Genomic DNA, 23,965 nt, shown 5'->3' on the forward strand with positions numbered 1-23,965 from the left:
GTTTTTTGAAGCAAATAACTATCCAAAATGATAAAAAAGCAGAATAAGCTATGCCTGAAAAAGTACTAGTACCAGTATGATTTTACTTTTTAAGTAATAAATCTTTTCTGTTAGAAATATTTAATTTGCTGTAAATGTTAGTTATATGAGTTTTTACAGTACTTAGGCTAATAAACAATTCATTTGCAATTTCTTTATTGCTTTTACCCAAAAGAATAAGATCTTTTATAATTTTTTCCTGCTTACTTAAAGGTATAGATTTTTTTTCTTTTAACCTTTTAAAGAATTTAATCACTACTAGAACTAGAATTAGAATAACCAAACTAGTCACACCATTAATCCATAAACTCATTTTATATTTTTGATCAGTAATTTCCTGAGTGATGATCCTTAATTTATTTTCTAAATATAGATATGTAGAAGGGTCGAGTTCACTGGATTTTAGTTCTTGTAATAAACTTACATAATATTCGGGATTGGCTCTGGCATCTTTTTCTAATAGATTTTGATCGTCAAGTTTTTTGATACCTATGAGTTTTACTAAAAGTATTTGCAAAGAATCTTTGACATACCCTTTGGTTTCCAGTAAGTATTGTTTGGGATCAAAATCATCGGTTAAGTTTTCATATTGAGCTTCAAATGTTTTTAATTTTTGCCATTCTAGATCTGCAACATTGTTTGTAGTATATTTTTTAAAAAGGGCTTCACCTTTATTAAAATGTAGTGTATCTTTTTTAGAAAGAATGAATAATTTAAAATGTTCTATTTTGTTTGAAATATTTTTTTTGTCTTTCGTAGAAATGGGCTTAAGCTTTACTTTGTAAATATGCTCTTTTGTTGTAAATAAGTCTTGATCAAATGCAAAAAAACCTTCTTTTGTTATTATTGATGAATCGATCGGAGTAGCAGTAAAAGAATTAGCACCTTCTTCTAGATGAATTTTGCTTAAATAGACTTTATTTTCCCAATCCTCTGGATTTTCAAGAGATACATAGCCAGAAACACTATTTTGACCAAATAGATGTATACTAATCAGGCACAATGGTAAAAAAATATTTTTCCAGTTCTTCATTGTTACAATGTATAGAAGATATCTATACGAATGTAAAAGTTTTGTAGTATATAACAAAGTGGGATATAAAAAACAGTTTAAGTATAGTCATTGGAAGATAGTCAAACTTTTGTATTAATTTTCTTAGTCGCACTTTTGAAAATATAAACTAAATTTACAATTGTTAGAAAATGATAAAATGGATACAGTAGTTAAATTAAGTAAAGAACTTCCTTTTTTGAAAGAAGTTGATGTTTTAAAAGAAGAAATAGATAAACATAGACCACTACCTAATGAGTTAAAGGACAAGATTTTTCAAAAACTTAGGTTAGATTGGAATTATAATTCAAATGCTATTGAAGGGAATTCTTTTACTTATGGAGAAACTATTGCTCTGCTAATGGAGGGAATAACAGCAAAGGGGAAACCTTTAAAAGATGCTTTAGATATCAAAGGTCACAATGAAGCTATTGATTTTATGATGGATATGGTGGCTAGTAAAAGAGATTTAAATGAAACTGATATAAGAAGTTTACATAAACTTGTACTTGGAAAAGATTATCATAACGATGCAGTTACAAAAGACGGTTTAAAAACCAAGAAGCTCATACAATCAGGTATATATAAAACTTCTCCAAATCATGTTCAAACCGCAACAGGTGAGATTCATTATTATGCTACCCCAGAGGAGACTCCGATTAAGATGAAGGAATTAGTAGATTGGTACAATACTTCTGCGGGTAATCAGGATATACACCCTCTTGTTTTGGCTTCTGTTTTTCATCACAGATTTGTTGCAATTCATCCTTTTGATGATGGAAATGGAAGAATGACAAGGATACTAACTAATTTTATTCTTTTAAAGTTTGGATATCCAGTCTCAGTAATTAGGCAAGAAACAAAGAATGAATATTATGCATGTCTTTCTCAGGCAGATAACGGACAAATTATTCCTATTGTAGAGTATATTTCTGAGAGTGTAAAGAGTTCTTTGAAAATTTACCAAAAAGGAATCTATGGAGAAGATATTTCTGAACCTGATGATATAGATAAGGAAATAGCTTTGTTTAGAAAAGAGTTAGGGGTCAAAAATGGAAAGAAAAATAGAGATCCTGATGACGTAATTGAGATATCTTTTAAGATTTTTTCTTTTTTAAAAAAGAAGTTAGAGAAATTTGAAGATTTGTTTGTAGACCCAGTAAATTCTGGAGTACAATTTTTAGAATCATTTAGTGAAGAAGAATATAAACAATTTAATTTTTTAAACTTCGAAGAGTATAAGAAATATTTGATAGATAAGGACTTGTTTGCTATTACTGGTGTTTATACCTATTATGAAAGTGAGATTTATATAAATTTAGATGTTAAATTTAATTACGGACACTATAAAATCTCTTTTAAAGAGTTTTCATGTATTAAATATTATGATGAAAAGGTGATCGATGATAATTATCTAAAAATAGTGAAGGAAATTATTAATTATGTAATCCAGGAAATAAAAAATAAGTAATAAAAAACCGCTTCAATGTATCTAACAATGAAGCGGTCTATATAAAAGCTTTAGTAATCTAACTACTATTTTATCATCTCGTAGCTACGCTTAATGAAATCTGTTAATTCTTCTCCTTTTAATAGATTTTGAGAAAGTCTCGCCAGATCCAGAGATTGTTTGATCAAACGTTCTTTTTTCTTATCGGTTTTAGTGTCTTTAATTTGACTGATCAATTCGTGGTTTGTGTTTACAATCAAATTGAACATTTCTGGCATATTACCAAACATATTCATTCCACCACCACCGGTTTGTTGCATCTCTTTCATACGACGCATAAACTCTGGTTGCGTGATCATAAATGGAGAAGCATTACTATCCATAGCTTCTAGCTGTATAGTATACTTTTCTTTAGGAACTATTTTTTCTAAATCAGTTTTAAGACTTTCTTTTTCTTCATCAGATAACTTAGAAATGGTTTCTTCATCCTTTTTAATAAGATTGTCGATATGATCACCATCTACACGAGCAAAAGATATATTTTCTTTACTGGTTTCTAATTTTTGAATTAGGTGCGAAACAATAGGAGAGTCCAGAAGTAGCACTTCATAACCTTTATCTTTTGCAGCAGAGATATATGAATGTTGCTCATCTTTATTAGATGCATATAGAACAACTAATTTTCCATCCTTATCAGTTTGCGAATCTTTAATTTTCTCTTGTAATTCTTCATAAGTAAAGAAAGATCCATCAACGGTTGGGTAAAGAGCAAATTTGTCAGCTTTCTCAAAGAACTTGTCTTCAGACAGCATTCCATATTCGATTACAATCTTGATATCATTCCATTTTTGTTCAAAGTCTTCTCTATTGTTTTTGAACATAGAACTTAGCTTATCAGCAACCTTACGAGTGATATAACTGGATATCTTTTTTACATTGCCGTCGGCTTGTAAGTAAGAACGTGAAACATTTAGAGGAATATCAGGAGAGTCAATTACACCTCGCAGCATAGTTAGAAACTCAGGTACGATACCTTCAACATTATCGGTAACGAATACCTGGTTTTGGTATAATTGAATTCTATCTTTTTGCATGTTCATATCCTGACCTAGTTTTGGGAAATATAAAATTCCAGTTAGGTTAAAAGGATAATCTACATTAAGATGTATATTAAAAAGAGGTTCTTCAAATTGCATTGGATACAACTCACGATAAAAACCTTTGTAATCTTCATCTTTTAAATCAGCAGGCTGCTTTGTCCATGCTGGGTTAGGGTTGTTAATGATGTTGTCTACTTCTTGAGTAGGAGCAGGGTCTTCCTCTTTAGCATCTTCTGGCTTTGGTAAAGTTTCAGTTTTTGTACCAAATTTGATAGATACCGGCATGAATTTATTATACTTTACTAAAAGCTCATTTATTCTACTTTCTTCTAGAAACTCGACATCATCTTCGCCAATATGTAAAATAATTTCTGTTCCTCTATCTGCTTTATCGTGCTCTTCAATACTGTATGTAGGTGATCCATCACATATCCAATGTGCCGCAGGCTCATCTTTATATGATTTTGTTATGATCTCTACTTTATCTGCGACCATAAAGGCTGAATAAAACCCAAGACCAAAGTGCCCAATTATTCCAGAATCTTTGGCACTATCCTTATATTTTTCAAGAAATTCTTCTGCACCAGAAAAAGCAACCTGGTTGATGTATTTTTCAACCTCTTCAGCGGTCATACCGATTCCTTGATCGATAATACGTAATTGCTTGTTTTCTTTATCAATTTTAACCTCTATAAAAGGATTGCCATATTCTACTTTAATTTCACCAATATTGGTTAAATGCTTTAATTTTAAAGTTGCATCTGTTGCATTCGAAATTAGTTCTCGTAAGAAAATTTCATGATCAGAATACAAAAACTTTTTAATTAAAGGAAAAATGTTTTCTACAGATACATTAATACTTCCTGTTGCCATTTCTATACTATTTTTAATTTAATTGTCATCTTTTGAACTTTTCTCTATTCAAAAAAAATACCAATAACAAGTATCTGCCAAACTGGCATTTAGGAAAGTTTTTTACATAGGATTGTAATGAACAGTTGGCATTATAGACTAAGTAAGTATTAAAGAGATATTTTGTTTTTTTGATGCAATATAAAATACTGTTTATAAATCGTTTATGACACAATCTGTATATGCTAAGGATATTGGTTACATATCCAGAGCTAATAAAGATGGGAAAAACTTGCTGTGAAAAATTTAGTACCCTGAAGTTATGAACGATATAGTTTCTGATTTGGCGACAGTTATTTCTGTCGCCATCAGAATATATTATTTATGAATGTATAGGTTTTGAATAAAAAACGGATAATCAAAAAAAAAAACCTCCTGTAGAAAGATCAATGTGTTGGTTGATTGGAATAGGAATGATAATAATTTTTTTTAAAAGTACCAATAATCAGTCATTCGACTGATTCGGTTTGTTTATTTATTGGTTAGGTTGTTAGAAAGATGCGCTGTGGTTGGCGCATCTTTCTCGTTTTATGGTATTAAATAAAGAAGTAATCTGAATTCGTTTGGCTAAGTAATTAGATATTTAAGCCATTTTTTTAATCTTTGTAGCATATAATTTTAATCCCAAAAAATAGAACTCGAAGATGTATTATAAAAATGCATTTATCAGTATCTTCACAACTAGAATGCTACCTCCAATAATGTTAAATAGAAATATACATATATTCGTTATTATTGCTTTACACCATTTTTTTTCCTTCGCTCAGCAAAAGGAATATGTGGTTGATTTGATTAATCAACTTGATCATATAGTAGATAATGAAGAAAGGTTGTATCTATTAGATTCGATATCTAAGGAAGTTTATAAAATGAGAGCTTCGGATTTTGAGTTTTATAAACAAAAATATCCAAAATATAGTTTAGAATACATTGATTTAGCAAAGCGATTGGATAGTTTTGATTTGGCAGCATTCAAAACTTCTAAACTTACATATTACTATCTCCAAATGGTTGGTAAACCTGATTCTGCACTTGCTATTGTCAATACTATTATTAAAGATAGTAACAAAATTAAGAATAGAATTAATCTTGGGCATTTATATGTTAAAAAGGCAGGAGCTAATTACCAAATCGATAATTTGGAAAAAGCAATCGTAGACTATACCAATGCAGAAAGAGTATACCATCAGACTAAGGATTCTATTTTTGAGGCAGATGCAATTTATTTTAATGGACAAGCCAGTGAACGACTAGGAAAGCTTACTGAGGCGGTACTAAAGTATCAGATAGCTAATAGATTATATAGCGCCATGAAAGATACAACATATATGGCGTATACTGGGCTAGCCGTATCAGGAATTTTTAGTCAACTCTATCTTTTAGAAAAATCTTTTGAAGAAAGGAAAAAAATCAGAGTCCTGTTAAGTAGTCAGAAAAATAAAGATTATTCAGCTCTTTCAGAGTTAAGTATTAATGATGCTCGTGATTTTGTAAAGAAAAAGGAGTATAAAAAAGAAGAAGAGGCATATCTTAAAGCATATAAATTATTAAAAAAGGATACCGACCAGCAGTATACAGGTTTGTTTAGAATAAGGGCATATCTGTCAGAATTTTATTCAAAACAGGGTAGATTAGAACTTGCAAAAAAATACATTGATACACTAGAACTTGCTGCTGATTTAATAAACAGTCCCTATGATAGAATATTTTATCTAAAGGCATTAGGTCGATTCAAAGCTGCAGAAGGGAAGTATAAAGAGGCTATTCCTGTTTTTGAAGAAGAAATCAATATTTTTAGAAAGGCGGGAGATATAAGAGGTCAGGTACATTTAGAAAAAGAACTTTATGAGGCAAATAAAAAAATGAATAAGCTATCAGTAGCATTAGATCATTTGAATAGGCATCTGAGATTAAAAGATTCTATCTATAATTTAACAAAATCTAATAGCGTTATTTATTATCAAACGCTTTATGAAACCGAAAAAAGGGATAACGAAATAGCAATTCATAAAGCGAATATTGATGTATTGGAAGCAAAAGATAGTGCTAAGAAAAACCTAATATGGTTTGGAGGACTAGGGTTAAGCCTTTTATTTTTGTCAATCTATCTATATAGAAATAAGACGTTACTTGTACGTAATAAGAAATTACAACAATCTTTTCTGCAAGAGCTTTTACAAACTCAAGAACGTGTGAGTAAGCGCATTTCTAAAGATTTGCATGATAGTGTTGGTCAAAGTTTATTGCTGGTCAAAAACAAAATTTTGAAAAATAAAGATAACGAGACTGCCATTGTAGTTGATGGAGTTATTGATGAAGTCCGCGAGATATCAAGAAGTCTGCACCCCTTTAAATTAGAAGAACTTGGTCTTACCGTTACTTTGCAAAGTGGTGTAGAGATGATTGATGAGAATTATGATATTTTTATATCTGCCGAAATTGATAATATTGACCGTGTTTTTGACCAGGAAAAGGAAATTAATATTTATAGATTGGTTCAGGAAAGCTTCAATAATATACTTAAGCATTCTAGTGCTCAATCTGCAGAAATTAAAGTTGTAAATAAAGAGAAAAATGTTGAGATTATTATAAAAGATAATGGTATAGGTTTTGATGTTTCTTCAGAAAAAATATCAACCTCTAAAATAGGTTTAAAAACACTAAGTGAGCGCTCAAAATTTTTGAAAGCCAGTTTTAAGATATTTTCTAAGATGGATCAAGGGACTACACTAATATTCAATATTCCAAAATATGCTGAGGCCTAGGATACTTATAGCAGATGATCACCCATTATTATTAAAAGGACTTGAAGAGTTTCTAAAAGATCTAAAATATCCTATTATAGGAACATATACCGATGGTCTTTCTGCATACAATGCAATTATTAAAAACAAACCCGATATTGCAATTTTGGACATTGAAATGCCAAACCTTACCGGTGTTGATATTGCCAAAAAATGCAAAAGGCATCAAATTGAAACCAAAATAATACTGATTACGCTTCACAAAGAAAAGAAATTTTTTGAGCAGGCTATCAAATATAATATCCATGGGTATTTACTTAAAGAGTTTGCTTTAAATGAAATTGAAGATTGTATAACGAGTGTTTGCAAGGGAGAGCCTTATTTTAGTTCAAAAATTTATAAACGTTTTTCGCATACTTCTGAACCCAATTCGGAGATCGAAAAACTTACTCCTTCTGAGATTAAAATTCTTAAACGAATTGCTGAGGAAATGACCAGTACAGAAATTGCGGATCTTCTAAATATTTCTGTAAGAACAGTAGAAAAGCACCGAGCTAATATAATCAGAAAACTCACACTGGAACAAAAACCAAATGCACTGCTGATATGGTCGCAAAAAAACAAACAATTATTCTTGTAAATTAAGTCTGGTATATACTTCTTCCTCTTTAAGATTACGTAGGGCTACGTATGTTGTAAAGAAGTAAAACTATCTATATTTGCTGTATAATATTTCAATCAAAATTATTGTAAGATTTTGAAAAAAATAAGTAGCTAATAAGAGATATAGTAACTCAGATGAATAACTCAAAATATAATTCTTTTTTTATATTCCCTAATCCTTTAAGGGCCGAGATTTATATAGATCGAAAATCTGAAACATCTATCGCAAGCTGTAAAATATTTAATTTAAAAGGTCATTTAATAAGAGAGAATAAAAATTTGTCAATTAAGAATACGATTTCTTTTTCTTCATTTCCGTCAGGAACATATATAATCAAAGTACAGGATGAAAATGAAACAGTTATAAAAAACTTTCTAAAACTATAGTTATAGGAAGATTGGGGGGAATGGAGACTATCAATTTAATTTGATAGTCTCTTTTCATGTTTTAGAAGTTTTATAAAGAGATTTTTGAAGTATAAGCTTTGTGTTTTTTGCTGAAGAGCAGTTGCTTGCAAATCTATTTATTATGCATGCATATAATATAATAAGGGTTTCTTTTATCAAGATGTTAAGAATACATATATTGTGTAGCAGTTTTTAGTCTGGCACAAAATAACACAATACACAATATATGTATACTTCAAAAATATCAGGTTTAGGATACTATGTCCCTGAAAATATTGTAACCAATGATGATCTTTCTAAATTGATGGACACTAATGACGAATGGATTCAAGAGCGTACAGGTATAAAAGAAAGGCGTCACATCAAAAAAGGTGATGGTAATAGCACCTCGACTATGGGGGTGAAAGCAGCGAAAATTGCTTTAGAAAGATCGAAACTTACCAAAGATGACATAGAGTTAATCATTTTTGCAACCTTGAGCCCTGATATGTATTTCCCAGGGGGAGGGGTAAGAGTTCAGGAAATGATGGATATGAAAACTGTTCCTGCATTAGATGTTCGTAACCAATGTAGTGGATTTGTATATGCTATATCCGTAGCAGACCAGTTTATTAAAACCGGTATGTATAAAAATGTACTGGTGATAGGAAGTGAGAACCACAGTGGAGGTTTAGATATGACAACCCGAGGGAGAGGAGTTTCTGTAATTTTTGGAGATGGAGCAGGAGCTGCCATATTAACCAGAAGCGAAGAAAAAGGAAGGGGAGTTTTATCAACTCATTTGCATAGTGAAGGAGCGCATGCTAAAGAACTATCTCTAGAAGGTCCTAGTACAGAACATTGGGTGCCTGAGATTATTTCAGAGAACCCGCAAGAAAATATTCCTTACTATCCTTATATGAATGGTCAGTTTGTATTTAAAAATGCCGTAGTACGTTTTTCTGAAGTGATTAATGAAGGATTACAGGCTAATAATCTATCGGCAGCAGATATTGACATGCTAATACCACATCAAGCAAATTTGAGAATATCTCAATTTGTGCAACGCCAGTTTAAATTATCTGATGATCAAGTGTATAATAATATTCAGAAATATGGTAATACTACTGCAGCTTCAATTCCTATAGCACTTACAGAAGCATGGGAGCAAGGAAAAATAAAAGAAGGGGACTTGGTGGTTCTTGCAGCTTTCGGAAGTGGATTTACCTGGGGTAGTGCTATTATTAAATGGTAACTCATTAAACAAAAAAACAAAAACGCGAAGCAATCAAGCTTCGCGTTTTTTTATCTAATAACTCGGTTATCAATTTTTTAAAGGCTAATTCAAATAAATCATAACCATGATTATACTATATTAAACGTTGTAAAATCTAATGTGTTACAGAATTCTTGAATTTTTTGCAATTATTTAACTTTAAGGTGTTTTTTTGCGAAATTGCCATTAAAATAGATGCTTTTTTGAGATTTTAGAGGTGGGTTATAGCAATCCTCCACCAGATTTTTCATTATCGTCTCTTCGTTTTCTTGAAGCTTTTCTGTTTTTACCACTTCCAAAACGATAGGATAACCCTAAAAATACAGTTTGTGTTTCTCCTTGGAACTCTCCATTTTGCTGATAAGGAATCTCACTTTCAATCCTGAATTTCATTGTATCAAATATGTCATTGAAGTTGATGCTAAAAGTACCTTTGCCTCCTAAGAAATTATAACGGGCTCCTGCATTAACAAAATAGAATGGCTTAAGATTAAACTGAATTTCGTCTCGAGCACTGCGATAAAATCCGAACAATTGAAAAGTCAAACTTTTTGTCGCCTTTATGCTGTTGTTCATTCTAATATTATAAACTGTAGAACTAATATCCCTTGATATATTGTTTACTACCCCTTTTTGATTTTGAGAGAATAAATCAAAACTGGTATTAACGCTCCACCAATTTGTGAATTTATAACTACCATTTACTTCGATACCATAGGCAGAATTATCGTCAAAATTTGCATGGGTTAATATTTGTCGAGTATCATCCAAAGGGTCTATGGATAAGGTTTGATTAATTTCATCATTGATTTGACGATAAAATACTCCTCCCGTGATTGAACCTTTATTTAATTTTCTAGTATAATTTACTTCTAGTGAGTTCGTGAATTGCGGATCTAAAGAAGGGTTTCCTCTTCCCGAAATTCTGGGAGTATTCCATTCTCGTATCGGACTTACCTGATTTAGTCCTGGTCTGTCAACTCGTCTGCTATAGCTTAGTTGATAGCTGTTTTTTTCTCCTGGCTTGTATGATAAATAAGCAGATGGATATACAGTGATATAATCATCTTCGAATACAGTTTCATTATTTCTGATTGCTGTAACATCATAACTTTCTACACGTGCTCCTACCTGATATGACCATTTTTCAAAATTTTGCCCATAAGTTGCATATGCCGAGTAGATATCTCTATCATAGCTAAAAGCTATATTTTCAAATAAGAGTGAAGTAGTGTGATAATCACTATTGGTTCTTCTAAAACGAGCTTCGGCTCCTAATTCCAGATTTGTTTTTTCTGACAATGGATTTACATAGTCTAGGTTAATAATGGTATTTTTTCTGTCATTGTCAATAAGATCATTATAAGGAACAAAAGATCCGTCTCCGCCTGTAGCATTAAAATAATCATCACTTTCACTTTCAAAAACATTGTAATCTACTTCTAGTTCGATATTATGTCCTTCTTTTTCAAAATCATGTTTGTAGTCTAGGTTATATGTTGACGCTACATTATCTCCGACATTAATAGTAGGTTGTCTTAAATCATTTTGATCATTATTTAAAAAGAAAATGTTTGTTACCAAATCGGTTTCACCATCAAACAAATTTTGATTAGTGTAGACAGAAAAAGTGTTTTTGTCGTTGATATAGTAATCAAGACCAACTTTAAAAATATGAGATTTGTTATTTGATAATATATCGATTACTTGTTTAGTATTATCATCATTTCTAAAAATAAACCCTCCTTGTCTCTGTTTAGAAACATTTGAACCGTAATTACCGTACACATTTACTTTTCCTGTTCTATAGTTAAGATCTATAGAACTGTTAAATCTGGCATTTTCATCGTAGTTAAGACCTAAATTGATATTACCATTAAAACCAATAGTACTATTTTTATGAAGTACAATATTGATAATACCGCTCATTCCTTCTGGGTTGTATTTTGCTGAAGGATTAGTGATTAACTCAATTTTCTTAATTGAAGTAGACGGAATTTGTTTTAATAATTGAGTTGCATCAATATTAGTTGGTTTACCATCAATAAGGATACGGACATTTTGATTTCCGCGTAGCGCTATATTTCCGTCCTGATCTACATTAACCGATGGGATATTGTTCATGATTTCGGCAGCAGTACCTCCGGTTGTAGTAAGGTCTTTACCTATATTAATAATTTTGCGATCAATTTTTTGCTCAATTGTAGTTCGCTCTGCCACTACCGTTACATCATCCAAAGCTTCGGCTTCTTCTTCTAATGATACCGTCCCAACATTAACATCTTTACTATTTCTCGAAATTTCGATAGGCTGAGAATATGTTTTATATCCAATAAACTGTATTTTTAATGTATAATTTCCTTTAGGGATATCTGAGATTAAAAACTCTCCATTATCAGTACTTATTCCTCCACTAATAATTTTGTTGGTTCCATCATGGATTGCAACAGTCGCATAGGGTATTGGTTGCTGTAAATTCTTGTCAATAACTTTTCCTTGAATAGATCCTACTACAGCATTATTACTTGGTTGAGCTGTTAAAAATAGACACCAAAAAGAGAAAAATAATAAAATAATCTTTTGATTGCTTGTTTTCATTTGAACGTTTATTTGATTGATAATTGTTATACAATGTACTTTGTATTACATAATACAAGCACGTGTTGTTTATAAAATTCACACAGTGATTAATTGTATATAAGTGTAAGACGATAGTTCTTAAATTCTGTTACAGCATATTTAGATTTTAACATAATATTACATAAAATAAAAAACCGCCCCTGTTTGGGGCGGTTTCCTTATAATAACCAAATAGTAACACTAACCATCAACTATGAATAATATTCGATTATTATAAAGTAACTAACTAACTAAATTTATGAAAAATCATATCCTTTTATAAGTAAGACGTGGTGCAGCGATTTGTGTTACATTCTTCCTTTGTTTTTAACATTTTTCAGCTTATTTTTAACGTTTAGATCTTTAACTAATTGGTACTATAAATCTATTTTCATTACCTCATAACTAAATAATATTAATGAACAAAAAGACACTGGTATTAGGGGCTTCACTAAATACGAAGCGGTATTCAAATTTTGTGATACACAAATTAGTTGCTCATAATTATGAAGTTATCGCTGTTGGTCTAAAAAAAGGGGAAATTGCTGGTGTAAAGGTTAAAACCGATACCCAGAATATAGAAAATATTGATACTGTTACATTGTATTTAAATCCTATTAGGCAGCAACCTTATTATGATTTTATTATAAGCTTGAAACCAAGGAGAGTTATTTTTAACCCTGGAACAGAAAATCCAGAGCTATATCAAAAACTTGATGCAGCAGGAATTAAGACTGAAGTGGCATGTACGCTTGTACTACTTTCTACGAATCAGTATTAATCCCAGAAAAGTTAAAAAACCATTTAGAATTAGGATAAAGAACCCAAATTTGAATCCAAACCAATTATCACTATTACTACTAATGATATAAGATAAAATTGGAGATAAGATTGCAATGATTGGTACAAAGCGATCTTTTACTTTTAATTTTGTAAATAATCCAAAGGCATACAAACCTAGTAATGGTCCATAGGTATATCCCGCAAAGACGAATAACTTGGCAATTACACTTTCATCCCTGATGATATATTTAAAAGCTATTATTACCAGAACAAGTATAAAAGAAAAGAGTATATGTATCTTTTTTCGCATTTTTACCTGATCGGTTTGATTGTATTTTTTTTCTATACCCAATATATCTATGCTAAATGATGTCGTTAAGGATGTTAATGCACTATCAGCACTACTATAAGCAGCCGCAATAAGACCAAGTACAAAAAATATTGCAATTCCAAAACCTAATCCACTTTGTGTAGCAATCACAGGAAAAAGTTGGTCTTTGTGGGCATCAATTCCATTTTGTGATGCATATTGAGTGAGCAGTAAACCAAGACCTAAAAAAATAAAATTTACAATAGTCAATACAATGGTAAACCAAAAAATATTTTTTTGTGCATCTTTTAAATTTCGACAGGTAAGATTTTTTTGCATCATATCCTGATCTAGTCCCGTCATAACAATTGCAATAAAAGCACCGGATAAGAATTGTTTCCAAAAATAATTTGCACTTTTTATATCATCAAAAAAGAACATCTTTGAAAGGTCACTTTCTAAGATATAGCCAAGTAGGTTAGATCCGCTAATCCCCAAATCATCTGATACGTAGTAGATTGCTACTCCGACTGCTATTAGCATAAACAAAGTTTGTAATGTGTCTGTCCAAACAATAGTTTTAATTCCGGATTTAAAAGTATATAGCCATATCAAAAGTATGGTTATAATCACTGTAACCCAAAAAGGAATGCCCAGTGCATCAAAAAGAATTGATTGCAAAACATTTGCAACCAAAAATAGTCTGAAACTCGCTCCAATGACTCTGGAAAGTAAGAAAAAAGAAGCGCCCGTTTTGTATGAATAATTACCAAAACGTTCATCTAGATATGTATAAATCGATGTAAGATTAAGTTTATAATACAGAGGTAATAATATAGTACCTATAACCGCGTACCCTAAAATATACCCCAAAACCACCTGCATATAACTAAATTGAGAGGCTTCGATCCATCCAGGAACCGATATAAAGGTGACACCACTTAAAGAAGCCCCTATCATACCAAAGGCTACAATATACCATGGTGATTGACGATTGGCTTTAAAAAAAGCATCGTTTCCTGAATTATTTCCTGTGAAATATGAAATGAGAAGAAGAATCCCAAAATAAGCTGCAATAAGAAGCAGGATGTGTAATGGCTGCATGAATCTTGGTTAAAATGAAACCCCAAAATACAAATTTTAGAAGTATTAACTGTGCTGACCCAGAATTTAGTTATCAGTCAAATATTTTTATGAAAAAAACAGAAAAAATGCAATAGTGATCAAATCAACTCTTCATGCTTATATCTACTTGTTTCTTACATCACTTTCAATCATACCGTCTCTTAATCTAATTACTCTATGTGCATGTTCGGCTACTTCTTCTTCATGAGTAACAAGAATTACGGTATTACCAGCTGCATGAATTTCATCAAAAAGCTGCATGATCTCTAATGAAGTTTTAGAATCCAAATTACCTGTAGGTTCATCGGCTAATATTATCGAAGGTTTATTAACCAGTGCCCGTCCAACAGCTACACGCTGTCGCTGTCCCCCCGAGAGTTGATTAGGTTTATGATCCATTCGATCAGAGAGACCAACATCAGTAAGAACTTCTTCTGCTCTGATCACCCTATCTTTTTTCGAAATCCCTGCATATACCATTGGCAATGCAACATTATCTAATGCAGTGGTTCTTGGCAATAGATTAAAAGTTTGAAATACAAAACCAATTTCCCGATTTCGTATATCTGCCAATTCATTATCAGTCATCATACTTACATCGTTTCCATTTAGGTTATATGTTCCTGAGGTAGGAGTGTCTAGGCACCCTAGAAGATTCATAAGAGTGGATTTACCAGAACCAGAAGGTCCCATTATTGCCAGATATTCTCCACGGGCAATATTTAGGTCGATCCCTTTAAGAACATAAACAGTTTCCTGACCTAGTTGAAAATTTCTGACAATTCCTCTGATTTCTATAACATTTCCCATATGATAACCTTTGTAAAGGATTAAGATACAATTTTTGACTATATGACGCGGCAGATAAGAACTTGTTACATTCTAATCATAGAATGTTACGTGTCTACAGCTTTTATAGTATTCAGAACAGGATAGGTTAAAAAACAGTTAAAACTTAAACCCTCTGAATTCCCTGCTTAGACTATGATTTTTGTCATGTTTTGCACTTTTCGTTACTAGTATTTTTGTATTAAACTATTAACTAACAGAAGCGATATGAAAACACTAAAGCGCCCCGAGCCTATTAATGTAGAAATAATGTTAGATCCCAAAAAAACAATCATGAGTAAAACAGATCCTAAAGGGATTATTGAGTATGCGAATGATTATTTTATGGAAATATGTGGATATGAGGAACATGAGTTGATTGGACAGCCTCATAATGTGATTCGTCACCCAGATATGCCAAAGGTAATTTTTAAATGGTTGTGGCAGCGATTAAATGCGAAAGAAAACATCCATGCCTTAGTAAAAAATCTTGCAAAAGATGGAAGGTATTACTGGGTAATTACTGATTTTGAAGTGAAGCAAGATGAATCAGGAGAAATTACCTCATTTTTTGCACGAAGAAAGGCACCGCCAAGAGATACGATCGAAAAAGTAAGTGAACTCTATAGAAAAATTTTGTCTATAGAACAGGCTAGAGGAGTAGAAGTTGCTGAAAAATACTTGATAGGCTATCTAGAAGAAAAAGAAATGACTTATGATGAGTTTATAGAAGACATTTGTTTGACCGAAACCAAGAAACCAGTCGATTTAAAAGAATTACAATATTATAAGCGTAAAGGCTTATTTGTAAGAATGTTTAGATAAAAGCTGTTGTCTATGCCCAAAAATTACTTTTTGTAAACACTCTAGTTTTTAATTGTCCAAGCCCGAAGACTGTATTATTATAATCTTCGGGCTTTTTTATATCCTGATAGTAAAATGCTCTTTGGCTTGTTCTGTTCTGATAAAAACAAAACCAAGATAAAAAGTATCAATGGTTACAGTTACTTTTGAATTTTCCTTTATTTGGTTCCAAACCGCAATAGTAGATTCAGACTCCCATATCGAGTTTAGTATAATTACACTGTTGTTATGCATTTTAATAAATAATGCTTCAATTTCCTGAGGATGTTGCAATTGATTTATATCAACATAAATCATGTCATATTCTTTCTTGTTATCAGCAATTTTGTCAATTAAGATGGTGTTATCAAGTGTCAAAATTTGGGTAATGACATCAGTGTAATTGGTATGAATAAGTACTTTTTTGATCTCTAGGTAAGATGGAATCCGGTTTAGAAGTTTGGCGGTACGATATTTAAATTCAGTTTTATGATCTGACTTTTTGAGTATTGATTTTAATGTAGAGTATATTGTTTTCTCTTTAGTATTATAAAAGCATTTTGTAACAAGGTTATATACAAAAGGTGAGTGCACACCGTGCTGGTTAGTAGACTTAAAAAGGAATTTGAAATATGCTTTTGTTCTAAAGAGCATTTTTTTAATCTTAATTTCTCATTTTTACTTCTAGAAACTACCCTTCCATTTTTTCAGAAAGCTCAAACCAACGCATTTCATTTTCTTCGATTTCCTGGATAATCTTTTTAAGCTTTAGAGATTCTTCATTAATTTTTTCACTATCTAAGTTACCTTCTGTAAAAAGATTTTCGATTTCTTTCTTTTGAAGTTCTAACTTTTTTAAATCCCGTTCAATTCTATTGTATTCTTTTTGCTCGTTGTAAGAAAGTGCCGTTTTACTATCTTTTTTCCAGCTATTTTTAGTCTTTGTTTCTGCGGTATTTTCGGCTATTTTTACCTCAGGTTCTTTGCTGTTTTCATAAGTACGATAATCAGTGTAGTTACCTGGGAAATCCTGAATAACTCCATTACCTCTAAACACGAATAGGTGGTCTACGATTTTATCCATAAAATAACGATCGTGAGATACCACAATCAAACACCCTGGAAAATCTAGCAAGAAGTTTTCTAGTACATTAAGTGTTACAATATCCAGATCATTTGTTGGCTCATCCAAAATCAAAAAGTTAGGGTTTTGGATAAGGACAGTACATAAATACAATCTTTTTCGTTCACCACCACTTAGTTTTTCTACAAAATCATATTGTTTTTTGCGATCAAATAAAAAGCGTTCAAGTAATTGCTGAGCAGAGATCTGCCTTCCTTTTTTTAGAGGGATGTAATCTCCAAATTCTCTAATTACATCAATGACCTTTTGACCTTCTTTGATAGATATACCGCTCTGGGTATAATATCCAAATTTTATAGTATCACCGATAACTATTTTTCCATGATCTGGAGTAATAGAGCCAGTTATCATGTTAAGAAAAGTGGATTTTCCGGTTCCATTTTTACCGATAATACCAATACGCTCTCCTTTTTTAAAGACATATTCAAACTTGTCTAATAACAAAAGATCGCCAAAGGTTTTAGAAATTTTATGAAGTTCAAGGATTTTACTCCCCATACGTTCCATATTAATTTCTAACTGTACTTCATGATCATTACGACGTTTGTGAGCACGTTCTTTGATTTCGTAGAAATCATCAATTCTAGACTTAGATTTGGTCGTTCTGGCCTTAGGCTGGCGACGCATCCAGTCTAATTCTTTCTTATATAATTGCTTTGCTTTATCGGTAGCAATTTGCTCATTGGCAACCCTAGATTCTTTATTGTCTAAATAATATGCATAATTACCTTTGTAGCTATATAGTTGACCATTTTCTAATTCTACAATCTCATTACATACATTCTCTAGAAAGTAGCGATCATGAGTTACCATAAATAAGGTGAAATTTTCTTTGGCAAAATATTCCTCTAACCATTCTATCATTTCTAAATCAAGATGATTTGTTGGCTCATCGAGATATAATAGATTAGGTTTACTTAATAAAATATTAGCCAGAGCCAATCGTTTCTTTTGACCACCAGATAATGCGCTTACTTTTTTTTGTAAATCTTCAAGTTTAAGCTTAAAGAGTATTTGTTTGTATTGAGTCTCAAAATCCCAGGCATTAATAGCATCCATTTTTTCAAAAGCATTTTGATACCCTTCTACATCATCGGGATTCTCTAATGCTTTTTCATACTCCTTAATAACCTGAAGCACATCATTGTCTGAGGCAAAGATGGTTTGCTCTATGGTAAGGTCGGGATTTAAATTTGGTTCTTGCGGTAAGAAGGCTACTTTTAGGTTTTTACGATATACTACTTGCCCTTCATCAGGTTCTTCGTCACCTGCTATAATATTTAAAAGTGATGTTTTTCCAGTTCCGTTTTTGGCAACAAAACCAATTTTCTGACCTTCATTAATCCCGAAAGAAATATCTTTAAAGAGAATGCGTTCTCCAAATCCTTTGGCAATATGTTCTACTGATACGTAATTCACAATTTTTTATAAAGTTGCAAAGGTACAAAGATGTAAAGTAAGAAGCTTATAAAGTAATCGTGTTTTACTTAAATATTTATCTAAGGGAGTATATAACATGATTTTTAATCTATAATGAATGATTTAAAAATAAAAAAGGCGCCGTAAGTGAAGAGAATTTTATGTTTTAGAAAGGAGGGGTGAAATTTTATAAAAAAAATATTTTTCAAGTAAAACTTAAATATAGGTCATAATGTTTTGATTTATAATGCCTTATTCATGTATGTTTTTTGCTTATCTATTATACAGGTCAAAACCATAAAGTTAATATGTCTAAAATGTTCATGGTAATTGTAAGGTTTTTTTATTTTTAAAAAATGAAAAAACTATTATTACTAGTATATTTATTGCTTTTCGGTCTCTTATCTTTTGCCCAGGATACGTATAGAGATGAATTTGGAGCTGTTTCATATAGCAATAATGATGGTACATTAAATTGGGCTGGTAATTGGAGTGAAAATGAGCCTTTTGCTACAAATAATGACCCTGCAGGAGGGTATATTAGTATAAATGGAAGCCGTCTTAGGTTTAGATATATTTGGTCAGAAAGAATTCAAAGAACTGCAGATTTGTCTGCAGCTGCAAATGCTACATTGTCTTTTAATTGGCAAACATCCAGCCTAGAAGCCGGAGAAGAGATAGCTATCAGAATATCCAGTGATGGTACTAGCTTTACTACATTAGCATCATTTGGAGGAACCCAATCTGGATTTTATAGTATAGATATCTCAACGTACACCTCTGCTAATACCACTATACGCTTTGAAAATGTAGGAAATAACTGGAGTACTAATAATGATAGAGCATTTATTGATAATGTGCAGATTTTGGCGGCATTTACACCTGACCAACCACCATCTATTGTGGTAAGTGGAGATCAGCATTTTTGTCCTAATGCTTCTAATTCTAAGCCAGTTGTACAGTCTGTTACAATTACTGATCCAGATGATACTACAGTAGATGAGATATCCATACAAATATCATCCGGTTATGTAAACGGTCAGGATTTATTGACTTTAACCGGAAGCCACCCGAATATCACTACCTCTTGGAATGTAACTGAGGGAAGACTTTTTCTTACGGGACCAGCTACATTTGCAGAATTTGAAGCGGCCATTTTGGGTGTAGTATACTCGGCAAGTGGGTCTAGTCCTCCAGAATTGAAGGAGTTTTCTATTGTAATAGGAAATGCACTTTTACTTCCAGAAACTGGTCACTTTTATGAATTTGTAGCTGATCCTGGTATTCGTTGGGATGATGCCCGTGATGATGCAGCAGCAAGAACGTACTTCGGGTTACAAGGATATTTGGCAACACTAACGAGTGCAGGAGAGGCTGCTTTTGCAGGCTCACAGATAACAGGAAATGGCTGGATAGGAGCAAACGATGAAGCGGTAGAAGGGCAATGGACCTGGGTTACAGGGCCAGAAGCAGGCACGGTTTTCTGGTTAGGAAATCAAACTGGATCTGCGGTGGCAGGTGAATTTGAATTTTGGAATAATGGTGAGCCAAATAATTGTTGTGGAGGCGAAGATTATGCGCATATTACTGCGCCAGGAATTGGAGTACCTAATTCCTGGAATGATTTACCTATCGGTGGAGGATCGCCAGGAGGATCATATGCCTCACAGGGTTATATTGTAGAATACGGAGGAATGCCAGGAGATACTCCCTTACAAATATCAGGAGTTACCCGATTGAGGATAAGTTGTAGTGTTATTACCAATAGGCAAAGAACATATAGAGTAAAGTATTAGCTTATTATTGATAGCACATATGGACTTAGTTGTACGGGATTGAGGTACACCTACTATTGATTGCTCAATCCATTTGAGATTTTTAGATTCAGAATACCAATTTTACTTTAAATATAGCAAAGCCAAGAACTTCTGATTTATTCAAAAGAATTAGTCTAGCAGTGATTATTTGTTATCTCAATCTCCTTTTGTATACTGTAAGATTTGGGGATTATATAGCAAAAACACGCCAAATGCAATGATGTTGCATTTGGCGTGTTTTTGCTATATTTGTATAGAATTTACATTTTTATCAAAACATTTGAATCGAATGAGTATCTCAAATAAACTACCGGTTACGGTTTTAAGTGGTTTTCTAGGGGCAGGAAAAACAACATTATTAAATCATGTTTTACATAATAAAGATGGGTTAAAAGTAGCTGTCATTGTCAATGATATGAGTGAGGTTAACGTCGACGCTGATTTGATTAAAAGTGAAAACACACTCTCAAGAACAGAAGAGAAGCTGGTAGAAATGAGTAATGGATGTATTTGTTGTACCCTACGAGAAGATTTAATGATAGAAGTAGAACGCTTAGCCAATGAAAACAGGTTTGATTATCTGCTTATTGAGAGTACCGGAATTAGTGAGCCTGTTCCTGTTGCTCAAACATTTAGTTTTGTTGATGAAGAAAACGGAATCGATCTTTCGAAGTTTAGCTATATCGACTCTATGGTCACGGTAATTGATTCTTTTAATTTCTTTAAAGATTTTGGTAGTATCGAAAGACTTATGGATAGGGATTTAACAGATATAAAAGGTGATGAACGAACCATTGTTAATCTTCTAACCGATCAAATTGAATTTGCGAATATTATCATATTAAATAAAACAGATTTAGTAACAAAAGAGAAGCTAAGTATTCTGAATTCTATTATTAAAAAATTAAATCCTTCAGCCAAAATTATTGAATCCTCTTTTAGTAAAGTTTCTCCTAAAGAAATACTGAACACAAATTTATTTGATTTTGAAGAAGCAGAGCAAAGTGCTGGGTGGATTAAGGAGTTAAATACCGAAGTACATACTCCTGAAACTGAAGAATATGGTATTAGTTCATTTGTGTATCGAAATCAAAAGCCCTTTGATCCAGATAGGTTTTTGGATTATATTCAAAATCGATTTCCAATGACAGTGATTAGAAGTAAAGGATTGTTTTGGGTGGCGTCGCGACCGGATCAAGCATTAGTTTGGGGGCAGGCAGGAGGTTCTTTAAGAACTGATAGTGCAGGTGTTTGGTGGAGTAGTATGCCATTTGAAGAAAGAATTGAGTATTTACCATTTGTAGAAAATCAAAATCAAATAGAATCGCAATGGGATAGAACCTTTGGAGATCGAAAAAATGAAATTGTCTTCATTGGTCAAAATATGGATGAAGAAGGAATTAAGTCAGAACTCAATTTTTGCTTGGCAAAGGATGAAGAACTGGCTACTCAAAAATGGGAAGAAGGTTATAATGATGAATGGCCTGTTCAGCGAATTTATCCTTTGAAATAGATTCCTAGAGTAATTTGTCGGATTTAGATTTTTCTAAACCACAAAAAAGAACAATTAAAGTTTTTTTGTTACAAATGTTATAAAGAAGGTGTTTTTGACTTTCTTTTAGTAACAGATAATAATAAGATAACTATAGCTATAAAGATAGAGATCCTTGCTAGGTAATTCCCAGCCTTAGTATAGAAGGTTACCTTCTGACTAGTTTTGAGGGTGCCTTTTATTGTTCCTTGTTCCTCATAACCTAATGAGGTTATAATATTTCCAGTTTGATCAATAATGGCCGAAATCCCTGTGTTTGCACTTCGTGCAATACTTCTTCGTGTTTCTATTGCTCTAAGTTTTGCATAAGATAAATGTTGCCTGTGTCCTTGAGTATTACCCCACCAGGCATCATTAGTGATAATAGCCAGAAAATCTGCCTTATTTCTTATATAACCCGTGGCGAACTCACCATAGATACTTTCATAACAGATCAAGGTGCCAACTCCAATGCTGTCTTTGGTAAAGAATACTTCTCTATCTTCTTGAGTGGTTTTTTTGGCTACAGTCCCTCCAAGGTCAATCATAGCATCTCCTAAAATTGGTTTAAGCACGCTCTGGTATGGAAAATTTTCTACACCAACAACCAGTTTACTTTTGTGATACAATTCATCCGTTCCATCAGATCGAACAAAAAAAGCAGAATTATAATCATCATAATAGATACCCTCCTTATATGTGTTTGTTTGCTTTCGAATTTTATTAGGATTATTAAATACATCTATTAATGATATTCCAGATAAGAAATGGGCATTGGGATATTTATCAAGTAGTTTTTTTGCTGTCTTTTTAGCAATTGATACGGAGAAATTAGCTAATCTGTTATTATCAGCAAAAACGGTCTCTGGAGCGATGATAAAATCTGTTTTAGGAGTAATAACGGTATTGGTTAAGGAGTCTAATAACTTGCCAATACGATCATCAGTAGTGTTATATTTTTCAGTATATGGATTAATATTTGGTTGTAGAATAACTACTTCAGCATCATTGCCTTCTTCTTTATAAGTTTTAAGAATCAAAAAAGATATAATGATTGGAACAAGGATGCTCAATCCATTGCGAAGTATAGATCTATACAAGATACCTTTATCCTTGTGTTCAATATAAAGTAGAATGCTTTTGAAAATTCCAATATTAACAATCCACACCCAGAGGGTTCCGCCAAAAGTTCCCGTATATTCATACCATTGTACCCAAGAGGTATAATTTGAAAACCCATTACCTAGGTTAAGCCATGGCCATGAAAACTCCCATTGCAGATGTAAATATTCAAAGCTCATCCAAAAACATACTAGAAATATACTTCCCGTAATAAACTTCGTTCTTTTGGCTACAATATGATACACTAAAAATACCAAAGTCATTATCAGGCTATTTACAATCTCAGCAAACCACATCCCAAATGGAGTAGAATTATATATCCACCAAGTTGCAATCATATTCCAGATAAAAAAAGTAAGGAATGAAAGACCAAAGACAAGGCTTTTGCTATACTTGCTTTTGCGAAGATTATATTCTGTAACCAAAAGAGGAACAAAACCAAAGAATAGAAATAATGGAAAACCATATGTTGGCCAACTAATAGAAAGCAAGAGACCAGCACTAATAGACAGTAAAATATTTTTCATAAATAATATAAGGCTTCCTTAGTAATAACGAAGTTAAACTTATTTAGTTACAAATTATAAAATTGAATACTTCTTTTTTGTTAAGTTATGTAACGATAATGTTTTTTCGAGATATGGGTGTAAGATACCAAATGCAATGCTTAAAAATATTATGATTCTGTAAAGTAATATTACTCTTATTCTACTATTTTCAATGGTAATTTTACAAAATATAGTAGTGCTTAAAATTTATAAATTTATACTTCGATTTTAGAATTCTATAATCATTTTACTTG

General features: G+C 32.1%; 17 protein-coding genes. 9 read left to right on the forward strand and 8 right to left on the reverse strand.

Features of this window, described 5'->3' with window-relative positions:
- Positions 1-82 precede the first annotated feature (82 nt).
- The gene (locus tag C1X07_RS17065; RefSeq protein ID WP_103071239.1) at positions 83-1,072 is read right to left on the reverse strand and encodes a response regulator transcription factor; all 990 of its coding nucleotides are present in this window, start codon (positions 1,070-1,072) and stop codon (positions 83-85) included.
- 178 nt (positions 1,073-1,250) lie between these two features.
- On the opposite strand from C1X07_RS17065, the gene C1X07_RS17070 reads away from it, so the two are divergent.
- On the forward strand, positions 1,251-2,561 hold the full coding sequence (locus tag C1X07_RS17070; RefSeq protein ID WP_103071240.1) for a Fic family protein: 1,311 nt from the start codon (positions 1,251-1,253) through the stop codon (positions 2,559-2,561).
- A 65-nt stretch (positions 2,562-2,626) separates the two neighbouring features.
- Here the strand turns inward: C1X07_RS17070 and htpG are convergent, their stop codons facing one another.
- Positions 2,627-4,513, reverse strand: coding sequence for a molecular chaperone HtpG (htpG, locus tag C1X07_RS17075; protein ID WP_103071241.1), 1,887 nt, complete (start codon positions 4,511-4,513; stop codon positions 2,627-2,629).
- 683 nt (positions 4,514-5,196) lie between these two features.
- Between htpG and C1X07_RS17080 the strand changes: the two genes are divergently transcribed.
- From C1X07_RS17080 to C1X07_RS17095, 4 genes are all read left to right on the forward strand, one after another.
- A complete protein-coding gene (locus C1X07_RS17080) occupies positions 5,197-7,317 on the forward strand; it encodes an ATP-binding protein (protein WP_103071242.1) in 2,121 nt (706 codons plus the stop codon).
- Positions 7,304-7,936 carry a response regulator gene (locus C1X07_RS17085; protein ID WP_241507278.1) on the forward strand — a complete coding sequence of 211 codons (633 nt, stop codon included), beginning with the start codon at positions 7,304-7,306 and terminating at the stop codon, positions 7,934-7,936. Before C1X07_RS17080 ends, C1X07_RS17085 begins: the two co-directional genes overlap by 14 nt.
- 158 nt (positions 7,937-8,094) lie before the next feature.
- Positions 8,095-8,346, forward strand: a complete 252-nt coding sequence (locus tag C1X07_RS25485) for a T9SS type A sorting domain-containing protein (RefSeq protein ID WP_103071243.1) — start codon at positions 8,095-8,097, stop codon at positions 8,344-8,346.
- Positions 8,347-8,593: 247 nt separating this feature from the next.
- The gene (locus C1X07_RS17095) at positions 8,594-9,601 is read left to right on the forward strand and encodes a 3-oxoacyl-ACP synthase III family protein (protein ID WP_103071244.1); all 1,008 of its coding nucleotides are present in this window, start codon (positions 8,594-8,596) and stop codon (positions 9,599-9,601) included.
- Between the two features lie 243 nt (positions 9,602-9,844).
- On the opposite strand, the gene C1X07_RS17100 is transcribed toward C1X07_RS17095, so the two are convergent.
- Complete coding sequence (locus C1X07_RS17100) at positions 9,845-12,220, reverse strand: TonB-dependent receptor domain-containing protein (protein ID WP_103071245.1); 2,376 nt, start codon at positions 12,218-12,220, stop codon at positions 9,845-9,847.
- Between the two features lie 439 nt (positions 12,221-12,659).
- Between C1X07_RS17100 and C1X07_RS17105 the strand changes: the two genes are divergently transcribed.
- Positions 12,660-13,022, forward strand: coding sequence for a CoA-binding protein (locus C1X07_RS17105; RefSeq protein ID WP_103071246.1), 363 nt, complete (start codon positions 12,660-12,662; stop codon positions 13,020-13,022).
- Here C1X07_RS17105 and C1X07_RS17110 read toward each other — a convergent pair.
- Entirely contained in the window at positions 12,999-14,438 is a 1,440-nt protein-coding gene (locus C1X07_RS17110; protein WP_103071247.1) for a sodium:solute symporter, read from the reverse strand. The genes C1X07_RS17105 and C1X07_RS17110 overlap by 24 nt on opposite strands.
- 144 nt (positions 14,439-14,582) lie before the next feature.
- Positions 14,583-15,269: an ABC transporter ATP-binding protein gene (locus tag C1X07_RS17115; protein WP_103071248.1), complete on the reverse strand. Its 687-nt coding sequence runs from the start codon at positions 15,267-15,269 to the stop codon at positions 14,583-14,585.
- A 246-nt stretch (positions 15,270-15,515) separates the two neighbouring features.
- Here C1X07_RS17115 and C1X07_RS17120 point away from each other — a divergent pair, with 246 nt between their 5' ends.
- Positions 15,516-16,112 (forward strand): PAS domain-containing protein, encoded by a 597-nt coding sequence (locus tag C1X07_RS17120; RefSeq protein ID WP_103071249.1) that lies wholly within the window; start codon positions 15,516-15,518, stop codon positions 16,110-16,112.
- A gap of 96 nt (positions 16,113-16,208) precedes the next feature.
- On the opposite strand, the gene C1X07_RS17125 is transcribed toward C1X07_RS17120, so the two are convergent.
- Together C1X07_RS17125 and C1X07_RS17130 are read right to left on the reverse strand one after the other, a co-directional pair.
- Positions 16,209-16,784, reverse strand: coding sequence for a hypothetical protein (locus C1X07_RS17125; RefSeq protein ID WP_103071250.1), 576 nt, complete (start codon positions 16,782-16,784; stop codon positions 16,209-16,211).
- A 37-nt stretch (positions 16,785-16,821) separates the two neighbouring features.
- A complete protein-coding gene (locus tag C1X07_RS17130) occupies positions 16,822-18,693 on the reverse strand; it encodes an ABC-F family ATP-binding cassette domain-containing protein (protein WP_103071251.1) in 1,872 nt (623 codons plus the stop codon).
- Positions 18,694-19,049: 356 nt separating this feature from the next.
- Between C1X07_RS17130 and C1X07_RS17135 the strand changes: the two genes are divergently transcribed.
- Together C1X07_RS17135 and C1X07_RS17140 are read left to right on the forward strand one after the other, a co-directional pair.
- Positions 19,050-20,489: a C-type lectin-like domain-containing protein gene (locus C1X07_RS17135; protein WP_103071252.1), complete on the forward strand. Its 1,440-nt coding sequence runs from the start codon at positions 19,050-19,052 to the stop codon at positions 20,487-20,489.
- Between the two features lie 310 nt (positions 20,490-20,799).
- A complete protein-coding gene (locus C1X07_RS17140) occupies positions 20,800-22,023 on the forward strand; it encodes a GTP-binding protein (RefSeq protein ID WP_103071253.1) in 1,224 nt (407 codons plus the stop codon).
- 77 nt (positions 22,024-22,100) lie between these two features.
- Here C1X07_RS17140 and lnt read toward each other — a convergent pair whose 3' ends face one another.
- Complete coding sequence (lnt, locus tag C1X07_RS17145) at positions 22,101-23,690, reverse strand: apolipoprotein N-acyltransferase (RefSeq protein WP_103071254.1); 1,590 nt, start codon at positions 23,688-23,690, stop codon at positions 22,101-22,103.
- Positions 23,691-23,965 lie beyond the last annotated feature (275 nt).

Source organism: Aquimarina sediminis, from assembly GCF_002895435.1.
Taxonomy (GTDB): Bacteria; Bacteroidota; Bacteroidia; order Flavobacteriales; family Flavobacteriaceae; genus Aquimarina; species Aquimarina sediminis.

Bases quoted from the DNA above. Each gene is read 5' to 3' on its own strand.
- C1X07_RS17105 (WP_103071246.1), top strand. From the start codon at position 12,660: ATGAACAAAAAGACACTGGTATTAGGGGCTTCACTAAATACGAAGCGG.
- htpG (WP_103071241.1), bottom strand. From the start codon at position 4,513: ATGGCAACAGGAAGTATTAATGTATCTGTAGAAAACATTTTTCCTTTA.
- C1X07_RS17140 (WP_103071253.1), top strand. From the start codon at position 20,800: ATGAGTATCTCAAATAAACTACCGGTTACGGTTTTAAGTGGTTTTCTA.
- C1X07_RS17095 (WP_103071244.1), top strand. From the start codon at position 8,594: ATGTATACTTCAAAAATATCAGGTTTAGGATACTATGTCCCTGAAAAT.
- C1X07_RS17070 (WP_103071240.1), top strand. From the start codon at position 1,251: ATGGATACAGTAGTTAAATTAAGTAAAGAACTTCCTTTTTTGAAAGAA.
- C1X07_RS17065 (WP_103071239.1), bottom strand. From the start codon at position 1,072: ATGAAGAACTGGAAAAATATTTTTTTACCATTGTGCCTGATTAGTATA.
- C1X07_RS17125 (WP_103071250.1), bottom strand. From the start codon at position 16,784: ATGCTCTTTAGAACAAAAGCATATTTCAAATTCCTTTTTAAGTCTACT.
- C1X07_RS17100 (WP_103071245.1), bottom strand. From the start codon at position 12,220: ATGAAAACAAGCAATCAAAAGATTATTTTATTATTTTTCTCTTTTTGG.
- C1X07_RS17110 (WP_103071247.1), bottom strand. From the start codon at position 14,438: ATGCAGCCATTACACATCCTGCTTCTTATTGCAGCTTATTTTGGGATT.
- C1X07_RS25485 (WP_103071243.1), top strand. From the start codon at position 8,095: ATGAATAACTCAAAATATAATTCTTTTTTTATATTCCCTAATCCTTTA.
- C1X07_RS17115 (WP_103071248.1), bottom strand. From the start codon at position 15,269: ATGGGAAATGTTATAGAAATCAGAGGAATTGTCAGAAATTTTCAACTA.
- C1X07_RS17080 (WP_103071242.1), top strand. From the start codon at position 5,197: ATGTATTATAAAAATGCATTTATCAGTATCTTCACAACTAGAATGCTA.
- C1X07_RS17135 (WP_103071252.1), top strand. From the start codon at position 19,050: ATGAAAAAACTATTATTACTAGTATATTTATTGCTTTTCGGTCTCTTA.
- C1X07_RS17120 (WP_103071249.1), top strand. From the start codon at position 15,516: ATGAAAACACTAAAGCGCCCCGAGCCTATTAATGTAGAAATAATGTTA.
- lnt (WP_103071254.1), bottom strand. From the start codon at position 23,690: ATGAAAAATATTTTACTGTCTATTAGTGCTGGTCTCTTGCTTTCTATT.
- C1X07_RS17085 (WP_241507278.1), top strand. From the start codon at position 7,304: ATGCTGAGGCCTAGGATACTTATAGCAGATGATCACCCATTATTATTA.